Annotated in this window: 22 protein-coding genes; 17 read left to right on the top strand and 5 right to left on the bottom strand. The window is 37.8% G+C overall.

Annotation, left to right across the window (positions count from 1 at the left end):
* Positions 1-4 precede the first annotated feature (4 nt).
* The 4 genes from NSS81_RS12015 (at position 5) to rlmH (ending at position 3,086) form a co-directional block, all read left to right on the top strand.
* Positions 5-799, top strand: coding sequence for an MBL fold metallo-hydrolase (locus tag NSS81_RS12015; RefSeq protein WP_342433728.1), 795 nt, complete (start codon positions 5-7; stop codon positions 797-799).
* Positions 800-986: 187 nt separating this feature from the next.
* Positions 987-2,222: a trypsin-like peptidase domain-containing protein gene (locus NSS81_RS12010; RefSeq protein WP_342433727.1), complete on the top strand. Its 1,236-nt coding sequence runs from the start codon at positions 987-989 to the stop codon at positions 2,220-2,222.
* Positions 2,223-2,347: 125 nt separating this feature from the next.
* A complete protein-coding gene (locus tag NSS81_RS12005; protein WP_342433726.1) occupies positions 2,348-2,506 on the top strand; it encodes a CxxH/CxxC protein in 159 nt (52 codons plus the stop codon).
* A gap of 100 nt (positions 2,507-2,606) precedes the next feature.
* Positions 2,607-3,086 carry a 23S rRNA (pseudouridine(1915)-N(3))-methyltransferase RlmH gene (rlmH, locus tag NSS81_RS12000; RefSeq protein ID WP_342433725.1) on the top strand — a complete coding sequence of 160 codons (480 nt, stop codon included), beginning with the start codon at positions 2,607-2,609 and terminating at the stop codon, positions 3,084-3,086.
* Positions 3,087-3,294: 208 nt separating this feature from the next.
* On the opposite strand, the gene NSS81_RS11995 is transcribed toward rlmH, so the two are convergent.
* From NSS81_RS11995 to NSS81_RS11980, 4 genes are all read right to left on the bottom strand, one after another.
* Complete coding sequence (locus NSS81_RS11995) at positions 3,295-3,840, bottom strand: NAD(P)H-dependent oxidoreductase (protein ID WP_342433724.1); 546 nt, start codon at positions 3,838-3,840, stop codon at positions 3,295-3,297.
* A 44-nt stretch (positions 3,841-3,884) separates the two neighbouring features.
* Positions 3,885-4,376, bottom strand: a complete 492-nt coding sequence (locus NSS81_RS11990; RefSeq protein ID WP_342433723.1) for a flavin reductase family protein — start codon at positions 4,374-4,376, stop codon at positions 3,885-3,887.
* Between the two features lie 88 nt (positions 4,377-4,464).
* Positions 4,465-5,382 carry an alpha/beta hydrolase gene (locus tag NSS81_RS11985; RefSeq protein WP_342433722.1) on the bottom strand — a complete coding sequence of 306 codons (918 nt, stop codon included), beginning with the start codon at positions 5,380-5,382 and terminating at the stop codon, positions 4,465-4,467.
* A gap of 72 nt (positions 5,383-5,454) precedes the next feature.
* Complete coding sequence (locus NSS81_RS11980; protein ID WP_342433721.1) at positions 5,455-6,702, bottom strand: LLM class flavin-dependent oxidoreductase; 1,248 nt, start codon at positions 6,700-6,702, stop codon at positions 5,455-5,457.
* Positions 6,703-6,873: 171 nt separating this feature from the next.
* On the opposite strand from NSS81_RS11980, the gene NSS81_RS11975 reads away from it, so the two are divergent.
* The 13 genes from NSS81_RS11975 (at position 6,874) to NSS81_RS11915 (ending at position 22,955) form a co-directional block, all read left to right on the top strand.
* On the top strand, positions 6,874-7,785 hold the full coding sequence (locus NSS81_RS11975) for a LysR family transcriptional regulator (RefSeq protein ID WP_342433720.1): 912 nt from the start codon (positions 6,874-6,876) through the stop codon (positions 7,783-7,785).
* Between the two features lie 714 nt (positions 7,786-8,499).
* Positions 8,500-10,866, top strand: coding sequence for a glycosyl hydrolase family 65 protein (locus NSS81_RS11970; RefSeq protein WP_342433719.1), 2,367 nt, complete (start codon positions 8,500-8,502; stop codon positions 10,864-10,866).
* A gap of 77 nt (positions 10,867-10,943) precedes the next feature.
* Complete coding sequence (locus NSS81_RS11965) at positions 10,944-12,200, top strand: extracellular solute-binding protein (protein ID WP_342433718.1); 1,257 nt, start codon at positions 10,944-10,946, stop codon at positions 12,198-12,200.
* 95 nt (positions 12,201-12,295) lie between these two features.
* Positions 12,296-13,171 (top strand): sugar ABC transporter permease, encoded by an 876-nt coding sequence (locus NSS81_RS11960; RefSeq protein ID WP_342433717.1) that lies wholly within the window; start codon positions 12,296-12,298, stop codon positions 13,169-13,171.
* Positions 13,171-14,007 carry a carbohydrate ABC transporter permease gene (locus tag NSS81_RS11955; protein WP_342433716.1) on the top strand — a complete coding sequence of 279 codons (837 nt, stop codon included), beginning with the start codon at positions 13,171-13,173 and terminating at the stop codon, positions 14,005-14,007. Before NSS81_RS11960 ends, NSS81_RS11955 begins: the two co-directional genes overlap by 1 nt.
* Positions 14,008-14,084: 77 nt before the next feature.
* Positions 14,085-14,783 (top strand): DUF624 domain-containing protein, encoded by a 699-nt coding sequence (locus NSS81_RS11950; protein ID WP_342433715.1) that lies wholly within the window; start codon positions 14,085-14,087, stop codon positions 14,781-14,783.
* A gap of 69 nt (positions 14,784-14,852) precedes the next feature.
* On the top strand, positions 14,853-15,878 hold the full coding sequence (locus NSS81_RS11945) for a LacI family DNA-binding transcriptional regulator (RefSeq protein WP_342433714.1): 1,026 nt from the start codon (positions 14,853-14,855) through the stop codon (positions 15,876-15,878).
* A 68-nt stretch (positions 15,879-15,946) separates the two neighbouring features.
* Positions 15,947-16,618, top strand: a complete 672-nt coding sequence (pgmB, locus tag NSS81_RS11940) for a beta-phosphoglucomutase (RefSeq protein ID WP_342433713.1) — start codon at positions 15,947-15,949, stop codon at positions 16,616-16,618.
* 27 nt (positions 16,619-16,645) lie between these two features.
* A complete protein-coding gene (locus NSS81_RS11935) occupies positions 16,646-18,916 on the top strand; it encodes a glycosyl hydrolase family 65 protein (protein WP_342433712.1) in 2,271 nt (756 codons plus the stop codon).
* Positions 18,917-19,121: 205 nt separating this feature from the next.
* A complete protein-coding gene (locus NSS81_RS11930; protein ID WP_342433711.1) occupies positions 19,122-20,108 on the top strand; it encodes a Gfo/Idh/MocA family oxidoreductase in 987 nt (328 codons plus the stop codon).
* A gap of 80 nt (positions 20,109-20,188) precedes the next feature.
* Positions 20,189-21,313, top strand: coding sequence for a Gfo/Idh/MocA family oxidoreductase (locus NSS81_RS11925; protein ID WP_342433710.1), 1,125 nt, complete (start codon positions 20,189-20,191; stop codon positions 21,311-21,313).
* 83 nt (positions 21,314-21,396) lie between these two features.
* Complete coding sequence (locus NSS81_RS11920; protein ID WP_342433709.1) at positions 21,397-21,681, top strand: putative quinol monooxygenase; 285 nt, start codon at positions 21,397-21,399, stop codon at positions 21,679-21,681.
* A gap of 272 nt (positions 21,682-21,953) precedes the next feature.
* Entirely contained in the window at positions 21,954-22,955 is a 1,002-nt protein-coding gene (locus tag NSS81_RS11915) for a peptidoglycan bridge formation glycyltransferase FemA/FemB family protein (protein WP_342433708.1), read from the top strand.
* A gap of 111 nt (positions 22,956-23,066) precedes the next feature.
* On the opposite strand, the gene NSS81_RS11910 is transcribed toward NSS81_RS11915, so the two are convergent.
* The gene (locus tag NSS81_RS11910; protein WP_342433707.1) at positions 23,067-23,432 is read right to left on the bottom strand and encodes a DUF3899 domain-containing protein; all 366 of its coding nucleotides are present in this window, start codon (positions 23,430-23,432) and stop codon (positions 23,067-23,069) included.
* Positions 23,433-23,436 lie beyond the last annotated feature (4 nt).

Genomic DNA, 23,436 nt, shown 5'->3' with positions numbered 1-23,436 from the left:
GAGAATGTCATTAAGATATAGCATCTTAGCTAGCGGGAGTACGGGGAATGCATTGTATGTAGAGTCAGATGAACACTCCTTTCTAGTAGATGCGGGATTTAGTGGGAAACAAATGGAGGCATTATTTGGACAAATTGACCGTGATATAAGTAAATTAACAGGGATATTTGTTACCCACGAACACAGTGATCATATTAAAGGAATTGGCGTATTAGCAAGAAAATATAAGCTGCCGATATATGCAAATGAAAATACCTGGCGAGCCATGGAAAGATCTGTTGGTGAAATTCCAACAGAGCAAAAGATGATTTTCAACACGGAAGCTGTCAAAAGCTTTGGATGTACGGATATTGAAAGCTTTGGCGTATCACACGATGCAGCTGAACCAATGTTTTATGTTTTCCATCACTCTGGTAAAAAACTCGTTCTTATTACTGATACAGGTTATGTTAGTGATCGTATGAAGGGAATTATCTCTAATGCAGATACCTACATTTTTGAGTCAAATCATGATGTGCAGATGCTAAGAATGGGAAGATATCCATGGAGCATTAAGAGAAGAATTCTTAGTGATGTTGGCCACGTATCCAATGAAGATGCTGCAATTGCGATGAGTGAAGTCATAGGTGACAAGACGAAAAGGATTTATCTGGCACATTTAAGTCTTGATAATAATATGAAGGAATTAGCGAGAATGTCAGTCTCTCAAACACTGCAGAGCCAGGGAGTAATCGTAGGCGAACAATTTGAGGTCTATGATACAGACCCTAAAACACCAACCATTTTAACTGCAGTATAACCAGAAAAGCAAAGAACCCAGAAATGGGCCTTTGCTTTTTTTAAAGATGACTAAAATAAGAATAATCCCCTTTGGCTGCTTCAAACCTATATGTAATCTTTATAAATTTTCATCTGAAGGAGTATAATTATAAAGATAAGCCAAAATATATAATAGCATCTTTTTAAAAGGGGGGTATGGTGAAAAAATGGGTTACTATGATGATCACTCACAGGAACGTTTTTCAGAAAAAAGGGGCCGTAAAAGCGGATTCTTCTTTGCTAGTATTGCAGGTGCAATTATTGGAGCTTTGTTAGTTGTCTTTTCAATACCGACATTATCCAACCAAGGATTACTTCCATACAGTGTTCAGCCAAATCTGAACCAGCCAACAGGGGGAAATAGCACCGATCAAGGTGCTCCTCTGCAACAACAGGTATCTTATGATGTTAATACGGATACTACAAAGGCGATCGACAAGGCTGCGGAAGCGGTAGTAGGAATTAATAATATACAAACCTCTAACTTTTGGTCAGATAACGGCAGTGGTTCACAGGAAGCAGCAGGAACTGGCTCAGGTGTCATATATAAAAAGGCCGGTAATAAAGCCTATGTCGTAACAAATCAGCATGTAGTGGAGGGCGCAACACACTTGGAAGTCACACTAACGGACGGAACGAAGATTCCTGCTGAACTGCTTGGCGGAGATATATGGACAGATTTAGCAGTCCTTGAAATTGATACAGAACATGTTAAAAAAATCGCTGAGTTTGGAAATTCTGATGTGCTAAAGATGGGAGAGCCTGTAATGGCGATTGGGAATCCGCTTGGAACAACCTTTTCGGGTTCTGTAACCCAAGGAATTATTTCAGGGATTAATCGAACGATACCAGTTGATATTAATCAGGATGGGATAATGGATTGGCAGGCAGAGGTGCTCCAAACGGATGCTGCCATTAACCCTGGTAACAGTGGTGGGGCTTTAATTAATATTGCAGGACAAGTCATTGGGATTAATTCAATGAAAATAGCTCAGAATGCAGTTGAAGGGATTGGTTTATCGATTCCAATTAATTATGCAAAACCGATTATTAGTGATCTTGAGCAATTTGGAGTAGTGAAGAGGCCGTATATGGGCGTGGATTTAAAATCTGTTGCTGAGATTCCTGGCTACTATCAAGAGGAGGCGCTAAAACTTCCAAGGAATGTAACATATGGAGTCGCACTTCGCCAAGTGGTAGCAAATTCTCCGGCTGCAAAGGCTGGACTAACAGAGCTTGATGTCATTGTTGAAATGGACGGAGTAGAGATTAATGATGTAATTGATCTCAGGAAGCATCTCTATCAAGAGAAAAAAATCGGTGAACAAATGAAAATTAAATATTATCGTGAAGGAAAGCTAATGGAAACAACCCTTACATTAGCGAATGACAATTCACAATAAGAAAAAAAAGGTGAGCTGCTCACCTTTTTTCTTATGTTATCATGGTAAAGATACATTGTATGACCGTTAATTTGATGTAAATAATAAAAATATCATTTAGTAAAAAATAATGAGGTGTATTAACAATGATTTATTGTTGTGAAGAACATGTTGAACTTGCCTTAGATATAGTTGTAGATGAGTTTGAAACCTTTCCAGTATTAACCAAAGTAGATGTGGATAACTTATCAACAACCTGTGAATATTGTCAAAACATAGCTATGTATATAGTGGCGAACGAATGATCTCATACAATATGTGGATAAAAATTGTGGACATGTGGATAAGTCCTGTGGATAACTTGTTTGTAAACTGTTTGTAACGTAAAAAGGAGGGCTGTGAATTGTGAATATCTCCATTGTCACGGTTGGCAAATTAAAAGAGAAATATTTAAAACTGGGAATAGACGAATATTTAAAAAGATTAACGGCTTATGCTAAGGTTGAAGTTATTGAAGTGGCAGATGAAAAAGCTCCGGAAGAACTCAGTGAATTAGAAATGGTTCAGGTAAAACAAAAGGAAGGCGAAAGGATACTGGCGAAAATTAGTCAGGATACATATGTAATTGCGCTTGCAATCAATGGCAAAATGCAATCCTCTGAAGAACTAGCCGATACTATGGATAAACTCGCTACCTACGGAAAAAGCAAAATTGCCTTCATTATTGGCGGGTCATTAGGCTTAAGCGAGGAAGTATTAAAAAGATCAAACGAACAACTCTCTTTTTCAAAAATGACCTTCCCCCATCAACTTATGAAGTTGATTTTAATTGAGCAGATTTATCGAGCCTTCCGGATCAATCGGGGAGAACCTTACCATAAATAGAGGCGGTTTACATTAATTATCCTGAAAACCTATCAGTTCTTCGAGGTTTTCAGTTTTACGTTTATTCAGACAAGGGCAGGAGGAAATCGGTAAAATAAAGAAATCAACTTTCGGTCAATCTTTTGATCTTAAAACTAGTATGCATCTGTTTATAATATAAGAATGGGGTCACGAGTCGTGGCCCCAACTAGGCAAGTTGTGTTCTCTGTTACTTTGATTCCATTGACAATTTACTCATCATAAATATTACTTGTTGAGAAAATTCCTTTATTTCCGCGTTCAATTCTGAATCCACAATTTCATTTTGCTTATTAAATTGACTGCTATTTGCAAAGATAAAATGTGGAGTTATAATGGCTTTAAAATATCCTGCTATTGGTTTTAATTGATTTTCAACCACTAAGTAATGCTGAGGATTTCCTCCAGTAGCCACGAACCCCATAACTTTGTGTTGAAATACCGAAGGAGGAACCAAATCTAATAAATTTTTTAATGCACCAGTGAAGGAACCTTGAAAAATGGGTGTTCCTATAATATAGCCATCGGCTAAAGAAATTCGTTCGATTACTTCCTTCGTATCTCCTGTATATTCGGAGGTTGTGCGTCCATCACAAAATTGAATGTTAAATTTTCTAAGATCTAGAATGTCCACGTCCGCTTCAGGGGAAAAACTTTTAATCTCATTTATCACCTGCTCAATAACTGTTAGAGTTTTCCTTCCTATCAACGTACCTGAAATCCCCAATATTTTCATCCATGCAGCTCCTCTTTAAGAAGGTTCCGAATCATCATTATTGACTACCAATCTTTTGGTATGGTCCCTGCCTTTTTGTTGTAAAAAAGTAACGGTTCCTTGTCATTTTTTGATAACTCTATTACTTCACCTACTAGAATGATATGATCACCGGCATCTATTTGTTGAACCGTAAGGCATTCTAAAGTTCCAAGGGAATCCTTTATGATTGGTAATTTATTTTCCGATGTGTACCAGTTTACTTCCACAAAACGGTCAGAACTCTTTCCGGCAAATGCCCAGCAAGCCTCCGTTTGATCTGAAGATAGGGTATGGACAGCAAAGCGACCAGCTTTTAAAAACGTTTCATATGAAGATGATTTTTTATCGATGCACCACAATACTAACAATGGATCGATTGACACTGAGGTAAAGGAATTTACAGTAAGTCCGGTAGGCTCTTCATTCTCATCCATAGTAGTAACAATGGTAACGCCTGTTGGGTAGTGACCCATGATTTGTTTAAAGAGATTTATTTTATCCGCGGTTTTAATCACAAAGATTCCCCCTTTTCTACAAAAAAGGCTACCGAAGCAGCCTTTCTTAGAATAGTTTTTTGAAACCTCAATTCGTCGGAAGCAATTTTTAAGTAATTTCAATAGCTTCGAGCTTTTTAGTTACATAGTTTCCAATTTCATTGATCGCTTCTTGCGCTTCTGGGACACTTGCAGCAAATGCGTGGAACACATGCCACATGTCTTCAAATATTTTGAAGGTGACATCCACACCTGCAACTTCAGCTCTCTCTACGAGTCGAACAGAATCGTCCAGTAAAATTTCATCATTACCGACATGAACAAGCATTGGAGGCAGCCCCTGTAAATCTGCATAGATAGGAGAAACCAATGGATGGCGCCGATCCAAATTCCCTATATACATAGGGGGTGTTGCTCTGCTCTGGTCAGGGTTTAGCCATGGATCTACATCTTTCCTAGTTTCCATTGATTTCCCCGTTCCTTCCATATCAGTCCAAGGTGAAAGAAGTACAGCAGCGGCTGGAAGTGTGTCACCGGCATCTCTCAAAGATAATAACGTGGCCAAGGTTAACCCGCCACCAGCGGAATCTCCTCCAATAATGATTTGGGACGGATCAATCCCCTGATCAGAAACAAGCCAGCGATACGCAGAAACCGCATCCTCGATGGCGGCAGGGTATTGATGCTCAGGGGCCAATCGATACTCAACTGTGAGCACCCGACTATTTGTTGCTTCGGAAAGACGTGACGCCAAATCCCGGTAGGCTTTACAACTGCCTAAAAAGTAACCGCCTCCATGAAGGAAAAGAAATACGCGGTTCTGGGTAGCGGTTGGTGTTGTGACCCATTCAGCTGGAGTTTCTCCTATTTGAATTCTATTTATAGAAACATCCGACGCAAGTGGTGTACTACTCATCAAGTCTTCTAGGCTTTTTCTCATTTCCTCAATGGAAGGCTGTTTTTGTGCCTGCTGCGCTCCCCATTCTAGTAACCCCTGTCTAACAGCCAAACTCTCTTTACTTGCCATCTGGTATACCCCTCCCTAGAATCCATTCCTTTTTATTAGCGTTTGCAAAATATATTGGAAATTTATTCTTCTCTAATTTTTGGCATGAACTGATTCCGTAATTGGCAGGCGTGGAGGTGAGACCACTGTATAATCCTCATCCGAGTGACGAGCTGGTTTCTTGCGTTCCATTGCTTGCTCCATTGCCAGGGCCAGTTTTTGCTGTTTACGTGCTTGATACTGCTCATCACGATCTTTAAATTCCGGCATTACTTCCTTGGCAAATAAATTCAGTGCCTCACAAATATGTTCATGTTGGTTTTTCCCTGCCTGACTGATGAAAATCACCTGGTCAACCCCGGCCTCCTCATATCGGCGGAGGATATCGCGCACTTGCTCAGGTGTTCCGATTGCTCCTCTTCTAGAAATGGTCTCATGACCTGTTTCCTCAGAAGCACTAGAAGTGGCCTGTAGTTGGTTTTTGTTAAATTCATCCCAAATATCCGAATAACCAGGACGATGTTTACCAAAGGCATAATAATGACCTAATGAATAATCAAAAAAGTTAGCCCCTTCGACACCCCGCTCAACAGCTGTTTTTTCATCTTCATGGACACTAAACGGCAGAACGATTGCGACATTCGGATTGACGGAAAAACCGGCAGGATTACATTGTTCTGATGCAATAATCTTATAATATTCATCTACCCATTCCTTAGCCTGCTCTGGCTCAATAAAGGCAAAGGAAAGCGCTCCAATTCCTTTTGATGCGGCCAAAGTGATGGTTTCATGCTGGCTGCACGCCATCCATAAAGGCGGGTGAGGTTTTTGCATGGGCTTTGGAAGGACGTTACGTGCTGGCATTTTTAGAAATTCACCATTATAACCAGCAAACGGTGTTTCAACAAACATTTTTGTAATCGCATCGAGAGCTTCGCTCCATTCCCTGCGCTTGACAGCACGGTCGACATTAAAGCCTCCCAATTCAATTTCTGCTGAACCTTCTCCTGTTCCAAATTCAACCCTGCCATCAGATATTAAATCCAATGTTGCAATCCGCTCTGCTACACGAGCTGGATGGTTGAATTCCATTGGAAGCTGGACAATTCCGTGTCCAATACGAATGTTTTTCGTGCGCTGTGAAGCTGCTGCGAGAAACACTTCTGGTGCGGAAGAATGGCTGTACTCTTCAAGAAAGTGATGCTCAACCTCCCATACGTAGTCATAACCCAGTTGATCGGCCAGTTCAATTTGATCTAGAGCATCTTTTAAAAGCTGATGCTCGTCCCCCTCTTTCCATGGTTTAGGTAATTGATGCTCATAGAATAATCCGAATTTCATTGCTTCTCCTCCTTCATTATTATTAATATAGGGTGGCCTACATCCTCCAGATACGTGTTTTATCCAGAATCTTTAGACTAATCTAAAAATAATTTTACAAAAAGTAATGGCTCATGTAAAATTAATATAAATCATGGTTTCATGAGTTTTGGTCATGGATGGAGGTATAAGGTGAATATCGAGCAATTAAAATATATCGTTGAAGTTGAAAAAACAAGATCGATTACCACAGCAGCGCAAAATCTCCATGTTACTCAATCTGGAATAAGCAGGGCAATTGCTTCACTTGAAGATGAGCTTGGAATCTATTTTTTCAAGCGTACACGATTAGGTACAGAACCAACGGTTGAGGGAAAAGAAATGATTCAACATGCCAAAGAAATCGTTTTAAAGCTTCAGGAATTTGAGGAAAAGGCCCGAAAGAAACAAAAGGAATTAAAAATATCAGCTATATTTGGGCTATGCAATACACTATTACTTGATGCCTTTCAGTCTTTTCACGAAAGCCGACGTCATATTAAAGTAGATATAGAAGAAGATTCCACAGAGGAGATTATCGAAGGAATCAAACAAGGTAAAATCCATGCAGGTTTAATTCATATTTATGAAAGTATGCATAAAGAGCATGTTGATTTGTTATTTAAAGTTCTTTTCGATTCAAAAGTATATGTCCTTGTAAATGAACATTCACCATTAGCCTCCCTTGAATACATTACTCCATATGATTTGTCAGATTACCCCATAGTTATTTATAACAGCAAGTATGTAGTACAATTTTTTCAAGAGCTTTCCGATAAATATGCACCTAATAAGATCCTTTTTGCTACTAATAACACAGATATCATCGAAAAGACAGTTGCCGAAGGAAGAGCAATTAACTTTATTCTAGATCCTGCTTTAAAAAATGGACAAGTTATGTGGAACAAATTGATCATCTCTAAACCTTTCATGATAAATCATAGCCCAGTAAAGATTCCTCTGGGCTACGTAGTATCAAAGAATAATTCATCAAAATCTGTGAAGACATTTCTAAATATTATCCAAAATCAAATGGAAAACATTACAAATAGACTGGTTAAGTAATTAGGACTTAGATGGCGTTTCACGGTCCTCTTGAACTAAAAAATTTCTTTAAATTAAGCCATAACCTGCAATTTTAGCTTTTTCTAAACCAATAATGTTACTAACTATTTTCCAGTACTAAAAACCGCCGGTATAATTGGTGCGGTGAACCTTACCATAAATAGAGGCGGTTTTTTATACTAAATTTATTTTCTTTATCCAAAGAACTATATGAAAGACATTTTGCAGGTTTGAAAGAAGAGCTTTGTCCTTCATAACTGGGATGAAGGACATTTTGCCGATTTGGAAGGAGAGTTTTGTCCTTCATAGATCATATTAGTATTTACGTTAGTAAATCTAATATAAAATATATTGATTTAGTTTGAAAATGAAATCACTTTTGCAAGATAATCTGTACCATAGGTAAACAAGTGGTGAATAACCCCTCTATCCCAAAGGAAGTTATTAACCTTAACCATGAAGATGGTAAATGTGAACAATTAGTGAGTAATAACAGCTTTAGAACGTTTTCTATTGGAAAATAAAAACAAAAAGTCTTTTGTCACAGATTTTATAAGGTAACTTTGTTGACAATTTCTTCTATGAGTATTAAATTTAAAATGTAAACGCTTTTAAAAAAACTAAAACGTTTTCGAGGATTTTAAAAATAATTCTTCGGGAAGCAATTATTTTTTTGGCAACAAACTAAAACGTTTTCGAAATGAGGAATATTATATGATGGATTTTTCATTAGGAAATGGAGAATACAAGAATTGGATAATAGCAGATGTAGATTTTTCTTCAGATTTACTAGGTAAAAGCGAAGCAATCATGTACTTGGGAAATGGGTATATGGGATTACGGTCAGCTACAGAAGAACCATACATAAAAGAAACGAGAAATCTGTTTGTAAATGGGACTTTTAATAAAGCTGAGAAAAATGAAGTAACAGAATTGCCAAACTTGGCGGACTTTACCAGAATAGATATCCGGATAGATGGAGAAAGATTCAGTTTAGAATTCGGTAAAACCAAGGGTTACATCAAACAATTAAATTTAAAAACTGCCGAATTAACAAGATCTTTTAACTGGACCTCTCCTCGCGGAAAAGAATTGCGTTTCCATTTTAAACGATTTATTTCATTAGATAATTTGCATTTAGTAGGAATGAAAATGGAAATTGAAAGCTTGACACATCCTGTTGAAATCTCCTTCGATTCGGGTATTAATGCGCAACTATCCAACTCTGGTTCACAGCATTTCCTTGAAGGAGAGAGAAGGATTTTTGAAAAGAAATATATTCAACTAATTCAAACAACCAATGAATCGAACATTGACATCGTTATGAACACAATACACAAGATTACGATTAACGATGATGAATCGGCAGTAACTCCCGAAATGAACATGGGTCGCCGCAAAGTATGGCTGACCTATCAAATGGTACTTCAGCCAAACGATACGTTGAAAATGGAAAAATTAACGACGGTTCATACTAGCCGGGATAAAGTATGGTGTAAGGAGAATTATAGTCTTCAACGCCTCCGAGACATTTCGTTGCTAGATTTGCAGAATAGTTTTAAACAAGGCTATGATAATCTTTTTCAAACTCATAGAAACTCTTGGGAGAACAAAGTTTGGAAGACTTATAATTTCGAAATTGAGAGTGACAATCCCTTTGATTTGCTCTCATTACGCTTTTCTCTATACCACTTAACCATTATGACACCGGCACACGACGACCGGATGGGAATTGGTGCAAAGGCGTTAAGTGGAGAGGGCTATAAAGGACACTCATTCTGGGATACAGAAATTTTTATTCTACCATTCTTTATTTATTCTAATCCGGAAGTAGCAAAATCACTCTTAACCTACCGATATCATGGATTATCAGGCGCACGTCAAAAGGCAAAAGACAATGGCTATGAAGGCGCTATGTATCCTTGGGAAGCTGCTTGGCCGACAGATGGCGAGGTTACGCCAATCTGGGGGGACGTTGATATTGTTACTGGAAAACAACAGAAAATTTGGTCCGGATTTATTGAGCAGCATATTACATCTGATATAGCTTTTGCCGTTTATCAGTACTATAACGTAACGGGTGACGAAGAATTCATGGACCAATACGGGTATGAAATGATCCTAGATACAGCCAGATTCTGGGCAACCCGGATAGAGTGGAACGAGGAGACGGGGCAATATCATATCAATAAAGTTGTCGGTCCTGATGAATATAAGGAACATGTGGATGATAATGCATTTACCAATTATATGGCCTTCTTCAATATGAAGTTGGCGATGAAATACTACGAAAAATTAAGAAGAGAAAATCCAAAGCTATTAGGAGAGCTAGATGATAAATTGGGCGTTCACGAATCTTATCAACTCTGGCAGTCAAGAGCTGATAAACTTTATCTCCCAAATCCTCGGGAAGAAGATTTTGTCATACCGCAAGACAAAACGTATCTTCAGCTGAAGGAAATTGATTTAGAAAAATACAAAAAGCAGACAAAGATTAGAAGTATTTATCGAGATTATAATGCGGACCAAATAAACGAAATACAAGTTTCAAAACAGGCGGACATTTTAATCTTACTTTATTTGTTAGAACAAACATTTGAACATAAACGCTTCTCGGAAGCAGTGAAACGAGCCAACTTTCACTACTATGAACCTAGAACCTTGCATGATTCTAGCTTAAGTTTAGCTACACATGCCATTTTGGCTAATGATATTGGTGAATACGACTTGGCCTATTCATTGTTCCAAAAGTTAAGTGCAATTGATTTAGGACCAATGATGAATACGTCTGATGATGGGGTTCATGCGGCATCAATCGGCGGGATATGGAAATCAGTTGTTTTTGGGTTTGCCGGAATAAGGCTTGTTGATGGAAAACTCACCATTAACCCAAGGCTCCCTAAGAACTGGCATAGGTTGAAGTTTACTCTTAATTGGCAAGGACAGCCTATTACACTATCAGTTACTGATAATGTACTTTCTGTCAAAGCGGAAAACAAGGAAAGAATAGAGTTCAGAGTTAATGAGCAATTATATGATTGCGATAATTCTATAGAAATCCCTATTGGTCAAGCAAATTGACCAACACTAAATCTGGTAGTTATAAAATGAATCTTTCATTTTATTACTATATAAAAAACAATAGGAGGGTCAATAAAATGAAATTCAAGAAAAGAGCATTAGTCAGCATGTTAATGATTGCTTTCATGCTTGTTTTGACAGCATGTTCAGGCGGCAGCAGCGAAAAAGGATCAAGTAAAGAAGGATCAAAGGAGTCTTCGGACAAAAAAATCACCATTTTCCAAAGTAAAGTTGAGATTTCTGAACAGTTAGAAAAACTTGCTAAAGAATACACAAAAGAAACTGGCGTTGAAGTAGAAATATGGGGAACTACAGGAGATGACTATCTCCAACAGCTACAAATTAAATTGAACAGTAAACAAGGCCCATCTATTTTCAGCCTTCAACACGTTAAAGAAGCAGAAAAATTAAATTCTTATGTTTATGATATGAGTAATGAAGAATATGTAAAAAATATTGCTCCAAATATGGAATTAAAATACGATGATAAAATTGTAGGTGTTCCATATGGCGTTGAAGGTTTTGGTTTGGTATACAACAAGGATTTAGTTAAACCAGAAGACTTAAAGGATTATCAATCTTTTAAAAGTACATTAGAAAAATTAAAAGCAGATGGCATTAATCCATTTGGCCTTTCACAAGAAGCTTATTTCTTAATTGGACATATTAGCAACTACCCCTTCGCATTACAAAAAGATCATTTTGACTTCATTGACCAATTGAGTGAAGGCAAGGTAACAATGGCAGATACAAAGGAATTCCAAGAATTCGGGAAATTCTTTGAAGCGATTAAAGCTAATGCAGCAAACCCACTTGATGTAAATTACGATAAAGAAATTGGTGATTTTGCATCTGGAAAAACAGCTATGATTCACCAAGGTAACTGGGCATATGGAATGCTTAAAGATTATGATTTAGGTTTTGAAATTGGTATGCTTCCATTCCCACTTAACGGAAATGACAAATTATCAGTTGGTGTAGGTAATAACTGGGCAATCAACGGAACAAAAGATAAAGAAGAAGTTAAGAATGCGAACGACTTCTTAAAATGGATGTTAAACAGTGATCTTGGTAAAAAGTACATTGTTGAAGAATTTGGATTCGTTCCTGCTATGACAAATATTGATCCAGGTGAACTTGATCCACTATCACAAGCTGTATTTGAAGCATCAAACAGCGGTAATACCATTCCTTGGGCTCAAAACTATTACCCAGCAAACGTAGTTACAAATGATTTCACACCAGTTGCACAGGAATTCTTCATAAGTAAAGATATGACTGGTCAAGAATTAATCGAAAAACTTGATGCTGCTTGGCAAAATGCAGTGAAGTAATAGAGTTTTGTAAAATAAAAAAGGCTGGACACGCCTGAATTTAGGCGTGTCTAGTAAATACTATCCACGATAATTACTAGAAAGAAGTGGTTAAAGTGACAAAAAGAAAGAATTGGGGTTGGTATGCATTATTTACAGCTCCGCTTGTGATAATCTTTTCGGTTGTCGTGATCATTCCATTTCTAATCGGAATCTACTATTCCTTTTTTGATTGGGATGGGATTGCAGCGAACCCAATGGTTTTTGTTGGATTAGAGAACTTTGCCAAATTATTTGATGATGAACGCTTTCTAAATTCCGCATGGCTGACGATTAAATTTACCGTCTTGGCAGTTATTTCTGTTAATATTGTGGGACTGGGATTTGCACTTCTAGTTACATCCAACCTCAGAACAGCTAATACAGCACGTACGATGGTATTTATGCCTTATTTAATTGGTGGTCTAATGTTAGGTTATATTTGGCAATTTGTATTCTCTGATGTTTTTACCCTAATTGGGGAGATAACAGGATTGGACAGCATCTTTTTAAATTGGCTATTAGATCCTAACTATTCCTTGTATGCTTTAGTTGTTGTATTTACTTGGCAAATGGCCGGTTACATTATGATAATTTACATAGCAGGTATTCAAGCGATTCCTGGTGAATTATTGGAAGCATCTAAGATTGATGGAGCAAATAATTGGCAAAAGTTAAGAAAAATTATTTTCCCTCTCTTAATGCCATCCTTTACAATCAGTCTATTTTTAACCCTTTCTTCAGCATTTAAAATTTACGATACGAACCTATCATTAACGGGTGGTGGCCCTGCTAATTCCACAGAAATGTTTGCAATGAATATTTATAATGAGATTTTTGGGTATTCGAATTATGGACTTGGTCAGGCTAAAGCGATTGTCTTTTTCTTAATTGTTGCAGTGATTGCGTTGACACAAGTGTACCTAACGAAAAAGCGAGAGGTGGAAATGTGATGAGAACAACTAATAAAATTCTCAAAGAAGTATTACTTATATTAGTTGCACTTTTCTTCTTATCTCCAATCTACATTATTTTTGTGAACTCATTTAAAAATCGCCAGGAACTATATGAAAATGTTCTTGCCTGGCCTGAAAATTTTGGATTTCAATACTACATTGGTGCAATGGAAAAAATGAACTTCCTTAATGCACTTGGAAACTCATTATATATAACGATTATTTCAATCATCCTTCTAGTTGTTTTATCTTCCATGACGGCTTGGATGTTAGTTAGAACGAACAATAAGTTAAGTAATGTCATTTTTATGATCTTTATTGCAACGATGTTAATCCCGTTTCAAACCATCATGATGCCTTTGATGCAGTTAATGGGGAACATTATGGATACGCTTGGCATCCCAATGTTAAATACCCGTGAAGGGCTAATCTTTATGAACGTTGGTTTCAACTCAAGTATTTCTGTTTTCTTATATCATGGTTTTATAAAATCTGTCCCTGTTTCGCTAGAAGAAGCAGCTACGATAGACGGTGCATCTAAGTTCGGTGTCTTTTGGAGAATTATTTTCCCGATTTTAAAACCAATAACGGTTACGGTTTTAATCATTAATATCATTAGCATTTGGAATGACTATCTATTACCTTCATTAACATTGACGGATAAGGACTTAAGAACGATTCCTCTATCAACCTTCTATTTCTTTGGCGAATTTACCATTCAGTGGAATATGGCAATGGCTGGTTTACTACTAACGATGATCCCAATTGTTATTTTCTTTATCCTTGCTCAAAAGCATATTATTAAAGGAATTGGGGACGGTGCAGTCAAATAGTACGTGGGCTTATTTTCGCTGCTTGCTCCGAAAAAATCCCCAGGTGAAAGGGTAGTCATTATGAAGGAGGAAGCAATATGCGGGATATTTCAGGATTAATGGGAGGTATCCATCTGATAGCAGAATGGTTTATGCGCTTCACCATAGTAAATATCTTATGGTTTATAATAAATCTCCCTATAACAATTATCGTTCTAAGTTCTCTTTTTAATGATTCAAGAAGTGCAATGATTATGCATATGGTGCCTGCTTTACTATTATTCCCTATCCTTCTTTTTCCTAGTACGGTAGCTTTGTTTGGAGTAACTCGCGATTGGTTATTGGAAAAAGATCAAACGTCACTTATCAAGACTTATTTTTCCTATTTTAAAGATAGCTACAAGACAGCACTACTATCAGGTGCGGGGTGGGGAATCATTTGGCTTATTTGGATAATGGACCTGTATTTTTTTAGTAAAGAAAATGACCTTTTAACGATCATATTCATGATTATTGGACTCCTTCTGTTCGTTATGAACATGAACTTCTTCTCCTTAACTGCACATTATCGTATGTGCTTGAGAGATTTGTTTAAGAATTCATTTTTTCTTACATTCGGAAGGCCGTTATTGTCCTTTATCATCCTAATTTTGAATATCTTAATCATCTATATAAGTACAAAGGTTTGGTTTTTGTTACCTTTTTTCTCAGGCACAATCAGTGTGTTTTTATCTTTCTATGCGTTCTATAAATTTACGTTGAAAGTAGAAAAGAAATCAGCAGTACAAAATATGTAGTGTTTTTTGTAAAGACTAGTTGGCATTAATAACTGAATTTATGATTGGTTAATTGGAGGTGATTGTTCAATGGCTACAATAAAAGATGTTGCCAAAAAAGCAGGTGTTTCGATTGCTGTCGTTTCAAAAGCATTCAATAATTACCCGGATGTTAGTGTGAAAACTCGACAACGAATTTTTGAAATAGCGAAGGAACTAGAATACTCGCCTAATTTGGTGGCTAAAAATCTATCATCAAAGAAACAGAGAACGATTGGATTAATCTCGTCCGGAGTTTTTAATCAAAATGAAAAGGACACCAATGCATTCGATATTTTCAAGGGTGTCTATCAGGCAGTAGAAGAAAATGACCATGAATTATCTGTGTATTTAATAGATTCACTAAAACAACGGCAAAAAAGCTATGCTCAATTTTGTAGTGAACGAAACATTGGCGGCGCTGTTTTACAAGGAATTCGAACAGACGATCCTTATTTTAAAGAATTAATCAATACGAATATTCCTGTCGTCTATATAGACATTTTAAAAGAGGATTCAAATAAATTAATTGGTAGTGTTTCAATTAATAATGCAAAGGCAAGTAAAGAGGTTGCTTGTTATTTATTGGAACGCAATCATCGTAAAATTGTAATAATGGCGGGAACAGAAGAGACCTATGTAAACATGGACCGGATGAATGGTGTCAAGGAGGCATATAAAAAATATGACCTGAAGATTCATAAGGAAGATATTCTTCATGCCGATTTCTCTGAGGATAAAGCCTATGCTTTAGCTAAAAATTATTTGCAAGAGAAATGTCCGACGGCGTTTCTTTGCTTTAGTGACCTAATGGCATATGGCGTGATGCGGGCAGTAAAAGAAGCAGGTTTAAGAATTCCTGAGGATGTTTCAATTACTGGATTTGATAATTTGGTTTTCAGCAGTTATACGGAACCAAAACTTACTACCATTCACCAGGATTTTGTGGAAATTGGAAGACAATCCGCTCTTCTATTGAAGAATCTGATGGAGAATAAGCAGGATACAAGACATGTATTTGTTCCCTATCAGTTAGTTGAACGCGGGACGGTTGGGGAAGCACGAGGCTTAGATTAATGGAATGAATGGGCCAAGAATAGGCCCTTTTTTATAAAGAAATATCTCTTGAAAGAAAGGAAACGACAATGAAACAGACTCCGAAAGCCTTCATATTTGATTTAGATGGGGTTATCACAGATACGGCAGAATTTCACTATTTGGCATGGAAAAAGCTTGCAGAGGAACTCGGCATAACCATTGATAGACAGTTTAATGAGCAGCTTAAAGGGATTAGCCGGATGGATTCCTTAGAAAGGATTCTGGCATTAAACCCTTCTTTAAAAGATATGCCTCAGAAAGAAAAAGAGAAACTTGCTTATCAAAAGAATGACCATTATGTGGAGTTAATTAAGACGATAAAACCAGAAAATGTTTTACCTGGTATTGAAGAACTCTTTACTAAATTGAAAGAGAATCATATTAAAATTGCGATTGGATCTGCTAGCAAGAATGCCCAAAGGGTATTGGAACTGCTTGGTCTTACCCATTACATAGATTATATTGTTGATGCAGCGAAGGTAACGAAAGGAAAGCCAGACCCGGAAACCTTTACAACCGCAGCTGATTATCTAAACATTCCTTATGGAGAATGTGTTGGACTAGAAGATGCAGCTGCTGGAATTGAAGCGATTAATCAGGCAGGCATGTTTTCCGTTGGGATTGGCGACAAGGTACACTTGTCGGCTGCTGATTATATAGTGAGCGATACAACTCTATTAGACCTTGATGAAATATTAAAACAATTTAATTTAGAATAATTTACTATAGTGAGCGAGGCGAAGGGCATGACGTGGAAATTAACAAAGTCCGAGACTGATAATGATAATCTGTTAATAAATGAAAGCCTTTTATCCTTAGGTAACGGCTATCTTGGAGTCCGTGGGAATTTTGAAGAAGGGTACAAGGAGGGATTTAAATCGATTCGTGGTACATACATTAATGCCTTCCACGATGAGGTTGAAATCAGTTACGGGGAAAAACTTTTTGCCTTTCCTGAGAAGCAACAAAAACTCGTAAATGTTATTGATGGACAAACGGTGGAAATTTATATTGATGATGAACGTTTTTCTTTATTTGAAGGCGAAATTATTCATTTCAAACGCAATCTGCATATGGATGCAGGATTTTCTGAGCGAATTGTTCACTGGAAATCACCAAAAGGAAAAGAGGTTAATCTTTATTTTAAAAGAATCGTTTCCTTTGCAACGAAAGAATTATTCGCGATTGATATAAAGATTGAGCCGATTACCCTTGTTCATCATGTAAGAATCGTTTCAAATGTAAATGGAGATGTATCAAATTTTGTTGATAAAAGTGATCCACGTGTTGCTTCTGGCCACGCAAAACGGCTGCATGTAACCGAAGTTCGTCAGGAAGAAGCATATAGTATTGTTAAGGATAAAACGTTTGCTACAAATTTAGAGGTTGCCTGTTTAAGTTTCTCTAAGGTTATAGCGGAGAATTATCAATATGACAGGAAAGCTTTAGACAGCAGTACTTCTGAAGTGTATCTGTTCGAAGGGAATCAAACGATTCAATTTACCAAGTTCAACATTTACACTGACACACTCCGACATGGGGACGATGTAGCTGAAAAGGCAGTGGATGTATATCAGCACACGAAGGAGAAGTCTTTTGCTAATCTTTTAGTTGAACAGAAAGGTTACCTGGATCAATTCTGGAATAAATCTGATGTAAAAATCGGTGGGGCTGAGGAGCTTCAACAATCCATCCGCTTCAGCATTTATCAACTTTTGCAATCAGCAGGTAAAGAACGAGTGAGTAACATAGCTGCGAAAGGGTTATCAGGAGAAGGATATGAGGGCCATTATTTCTGGGATACAGAAATTTATATGTTACCAGTATTCTTAATGACTCATCCGGAAATTGCTAAAAATCTATTATTGCAGCGATACTCTATTTTAGACAGCGCTCGTGCTCGTGCGAGGGAAATGGGACATAAAAAGGGGGCTCTATTCCCTTGGCGAACAATAACAGGACCGGAAAGCTCTGCATTCTTCCCTGCAGGCACAGCCCAATATCATATTAGTGCTGATATTGCCTATAGTTATATTCAATATTATTTAGTAACAAAGGATGAAGATTTCCTAAAGGATTATATGGCCGAAGTACTTTTCGAAACAGCTCGCCTCTGGGTCGATACGGGTCATATGCTAAACGGTCAATTTAGAATTGATAACGTAACGGGTCCAGACGAATATACGTGCATTGTAAACAATAACTATTATACAAATGCGATGGCCAAACATAATTTGCTTTGGGCTGCAAAGATGCATCGTTTATTAAAAGAAACCAATAATGATGTGTTAACAGAGTTGGTCGAAAGGCTTGGAGTAACTGAAGAAGAAGTGGATGAATGGCAAGCTGCTGGGGAAAATATGTACCTTCCATATGATGAAGGACAAAAGATTTCTGCACAGGATGACAGCTTTTTATCGAAGGCGCGTTGGGATCTTGAAAATACGCCTAAAGAGAAATTCCCGCTATTGCTGAACTATCATCCATTAACCCTGTACCGTTATCAGGTTAGTAAGCAAGCCGATACTGTACTTTCTCATTTTCTGTTAGAAGATGAGCAGGACCTTGAAACCATTAAGAATTCTTATGATTACTACGAAAAAGTAACGACTCATGATTCTTCTCTATCGTATTGTGTCTTCAGTATTATGGCATCGAGGCTAGGCTATAAAGAGAAGGCTTATCGTTATTTTAATGAAACTTCCCGCTTGGATTTAGATAATACTCATGGAAACACAAAAGATGGTCTTCACCTGGCAAATATGGGCGGAACGTGGTTGGCAATCGTATTCGGGTTTGCCGGTTTGAGATTGAAGGAAAGCGGTTTGTCACTTTCTCCCACTCTTCCGGAAGAATGGACTTCGCTCCAGTTCCAACTCCAGTACCAGAATAGATTCCTTCGTGCAAACATCGAAAAGGATGCAGTTACTTATCTGATTTTAGATGGGGAAGATCTGACAATTACCCACAAGGGCAGGGATATCTCTCTTGTAAAGGGGAAAGAGGTTAGGGTTTAAGGATAGGATGGCTAATTGTGAAAGATAGCTCCTCCATTTCCTCTCGACTCACGATGGGTCACCATGTTATTGTTGTACTTAATTGGGAGCACCTTACAAATTTTTAATAACAAAGAAGCCAAGTCCGTTTGGACTAGGCTTCTTTAAATGCCTGCGTGGTGTTAGGTATGGAAATTAGGGTCTTGACCTAGAAGGAGAATAAGCCATGAATTTTGAAAAAGTCCGTTGGGGAATTATTGGATGCGGTGATGTGACGGAAGTGAAAAGTGGACCAGCATTCCAGAAAATTAAAAATTCAGAGTTAGTTGCTGTCATGCGGAGGACCGCTGTACTGGCAAAGGATTATGCGGAAAGACATCATGTACCGAAATGGTACGATAATGCTGATGAACTGATTAACGACCCAGATGTCGATGCCGTCTATATTGCGACACCACCAAGTTCACATAAAGAATATACCATTAAAGTGGCAAAGGCAGGAAAACCAGTTTATGTAGAAAAGCCAATGGCGCTCAATTTTGAGGAATGCAATGAAATGATTGCTGCATGCAAAGCTGCAGGCGTACCTCTTTATGTTGCTTACTACCGTAGGGCTCTGCCCCAATTTTTAAAAGTAAAAGAGTTATTAGAAAATAAAGCAGTCGGTGATGTTCGTTTTGTTTCAACAACACAGTATCAAAAAGCTTCAGATGATGTATTGGATTCAAAAAATCTCCCGTGGAGAGTTCATCCTGAGATAGCCGGAGGTGGCCTGTTTTTTGATTTAGCTAGTCACACGCTTGATTTATTAGATTATTTGTTTGGGCCAATTAAGGATGTTCGAGGTTTTGCATCCAATCAAGCAGGTTATTATCGTGCGGAAGATATCGTTACAGGTACCTACCTATTTGAGTCGGGAGTCCATGGAGTTGGCAGTTGGTGTTTTACTGCCTTTGAAGATGTAGATGTGAATGAAATCGTTGGCAGTAATGGGAAAATTACCTTTTCAACTTTTGGAAATGAGCCCATTGTTTTGACGACGGCAAGTGGAAGAGAGCAATGGAGTTTTGAAGCGCCGCTCCACGTCCATCAACCCTTGATAGAAACGATTGTGGCAGACTTAACAAAAGACAGCAGTCAGTGCCCAAGTATTGGGGTGACTGGTGCGAGAACGAACTGGGTCATGGATGAAATTGCCGAGAACAGAAAATAACAACGCTCCCTCTTCTAGATTTAGAGGAGGATTTTTTTATTGGGAATGATATCAAAAAGTAAGAATTGCGAGGTAATAATATGGGTAACGTAAAGGTTGGTGTAATTGGAATAGGTTATATGGGCAGAACATATGCCCTGCAATTGGATACAGGGCTGGTAGAGGGAGCTGTGTTAACGGCGGTTTGCGGCCGAATTCAACAGCTTGAGGATATTAAAATGCAAGTGAAAGGCAATGTACAATGTTACCAAGATGAAGATGTGTTTCTTCAAGAATCAGGCATTGATGCTGTGATTATTGCAACACCGCATTTCAGTCATCCTGAAATAGCTAAAAAGGCATTCGCCAAAGGTATTCATGTTCTAGTTGAAAAACCGGCAGGGGTCTATAGCAAGCATGTCATTGAAATGAATGAGTCGGCCAGAAAAAGTGGCAAGGTATTTGCCGTTATGTTAAATCAACGGATAAACCCGTTATATCAAAAATTACGCGAACTGATTCAAAAGGGAGAACTGGGGGAAATAAAGCGGACAAATTGGATTATTACAGATTGGTACCGGCCGCAAAGTTATTATGATTTAAGTAGCTGGAGAGCAACCTGGAAGGGTGAGGGTGGAGGGGTCTTATTAAACCAGGCTCCACACCAACTGGACTTGTGGCAATGGATAACCGGTCTTAGACTGAAGCGTGTCCATGCATTCTGTCACTATGGCAAATATCATGATATTGAAGTGGAAGATGATGTGACGGCCTATGTTGAGTATGAAAATGGTGCGACAGGCGTGTTTATCGCTTCAACAGGGGAAGCTCCGGGAACCAATCGCTTTGAAATTGTCGGTGACTACGGGAAACTCGTAGTTGAAAATAATGCACTAACATTTTTTAAACTGGCTCAATCAGAACGAGAATTTAATGCAACGTTTAAAGGCGGCTTTGGTATGCCCGAATACCAAAGAATAGATATACCTGTCGATAGTGGCAATCCAGGCCACCTGGGGCTCATTCAAAATTGGGTCAATGGCATCCTGCATAGGACACCTCTCCTAGCACCTGGAGAAGACGGTTTACAAAGTGTAGATATCGCGAATGCTATTTATTTATCTTCCTGGATGAACCAAACAGTTGAATTCCCAGTTGATGCTGATCTTTATTACGAAAAATTGCAAGAAAAAATTAAGCAATCAACTCTTAACCTATCGAAATAAGCTGGATTGATCAGTGCCTGGAGCGCAAATCAACAGATTTGTTTAACACAGCCAAATAAAAATACAGATACAGGAGATTACAAATGATTAGAGTGGTATGTAAAGGAAAACTTAAACCTGATGCTAATATCGAAAAATATTTGAGTCTAGCTAAAGAGGTTGTCCAAGAAACCAGAAAAGAAAAAGGATGCATCATGTACACCTATCATCAAGATATCAATGACCCATTCATCCTTACCACTATTGAAGAATGGGAGGATGAAGAGGCGCTACAGCAGCATAATCAAAGTGAACATATCAAGAGAATGGTTCCAGAACTGAGAAAAATGAGGGAAAGTACAGAAATTAATATTTATCGCGAAATATAAAGAGTGCTACCGCCTGAGCCTTTTCACCCCTACGCAGATGATGAATTTTGTGTAGAGGTGAATGGGCTTTTTTTGAAAGAAAAGGAAGAGAGATTTGATAATAAAAGGCCAATCCTGCCAGAGCGGGATTGGTAGAAACAGTTATTTCATGATATTATATTGCACATATTGCTTTATCATTTACTTACAAATGGACACATCTATAAATTGCATTAAGTACAGTCGTTGTAGGAAATAGTTAGTAAATCTTAACGAAAGAAAGGAGTCAAAAAATGCCTATCGTTGATTTAACAAATAGTGCAGACTTATCCAGATATCAGGAATTTATTCGAACTTCTCCGTTCGCAACAGTAACACAAGATACAGCATGGTCCCAAGTAAAAAATAATTGGACACCCATGTATGTTTATTTAGAGGAAAAAGGCCAAATTATTGCTGCTATGTCTATTTTAATGGTCAATGCAGTCGATAATAAGAAATTAGCTTATTGTTGTAAAGGACCTGTCTGTGACCCTCGTGATACTGCGTTAGTCCACCGGTTAATGGCGGAAGCAGAAGAACATGTAACACAGCACAATGCCTTTGTCTTACGTTTTGATCCGGAAGTAGTTTATGATGAAGCATTACATGAACAATATACCGCTTTAGGATACAAGGTATATAACAGAAACGTATCGTCAAAGTTTACGACACAGCCGCGATTAAATATGGTATTAGATTTAAAAGAGAAAACGGCTGATGAATTACTGGCAAGCTTTCATTCAAAAACGCGCTACAATATTCGCCTTGCACAGCGTAAGGGTGTTACAGCCAGATACAGCAATGACCTGGCGGATGTAAAAACCTTCCACGACCTATATGTGGTCATGAGTACTCGTAACGGAATTTCTTATCGTCCTTACGACTATTTTGAAAGAATGTGTGAAGCCTACGGAGATTACCTTCGTATTTATCTTGCAGAACATGATGGCGATATTATCGCTGCGGCACTCGCCCTAAGTTATGGTGACAAAACCTGGTATGCCTACGGGGCAAGCGGTAATGAAAAAAGATCATTAATGGCCCCTCATTTATTACAATGGGAAATGATCAACTGGGCTTTAGAATTAGGAAAAGACCGATATGACTTTGGCGGCGTATTTAAACTGGATCCGTCTGATGGATTATATCGCTTTAAAGAAGGATTCTGCCATCCAAATATGTTTACAGAGTATATTGGAGAAATTGATAAAGTATTAGACGAAGAAGCATATCAAAAATTTATTAATAAATAGGCTTGTTAGGTTGATTAGTAACTATTTTGATTGGAGCGCAAATCAACAGGTAACACTGATTAATAAATAAAAGTAAAGAGCCTTTCCAATAGGAATGGCTCTTTACTTTTTCTAAAATAAATAATAAATTGCAATCAAAAAGAGTAAAAGAACAAACAAAGCGAATCCCTGAAATTTAAGAACCTGGTAAAGACTAGGATTAAACTTTTCTGACGGGAGCGGTTTATCACGCCACTCTTCTAAATAATCATCACGTTTTATAAATACACTGTTGAATCTTCTGAAGCCGAAGGTCACTCCATCAAAAAATCCGCCTTTTATAGTATACATTAGCAAAACGACAAGCAGATAAATAAAACAAAGATAAAATAATGAATTAATGTAGTGCAAAAGATTGTAGTCAGAGGCAAAGATAAGAAAGAATATAATTGTTGCCAATATGTTTATAAGTAAAAGTACCCACTTATTTTTGATCATAGAT

The sequence above is a fragment of the Neobacillus sp. FSL H8-0543 genome, assembly GCF_038592905.1.
Classification (GTDB): Bacteria; Bacillota; Bacilli; order Bacillales; family Cytobacillaceae; genus Neobacillus.
The sequence above is the reverse complement of the archived record's forward strand: the minus strand, read 5'-3'. Positions and strand labels throughout refer to the sequence as shown.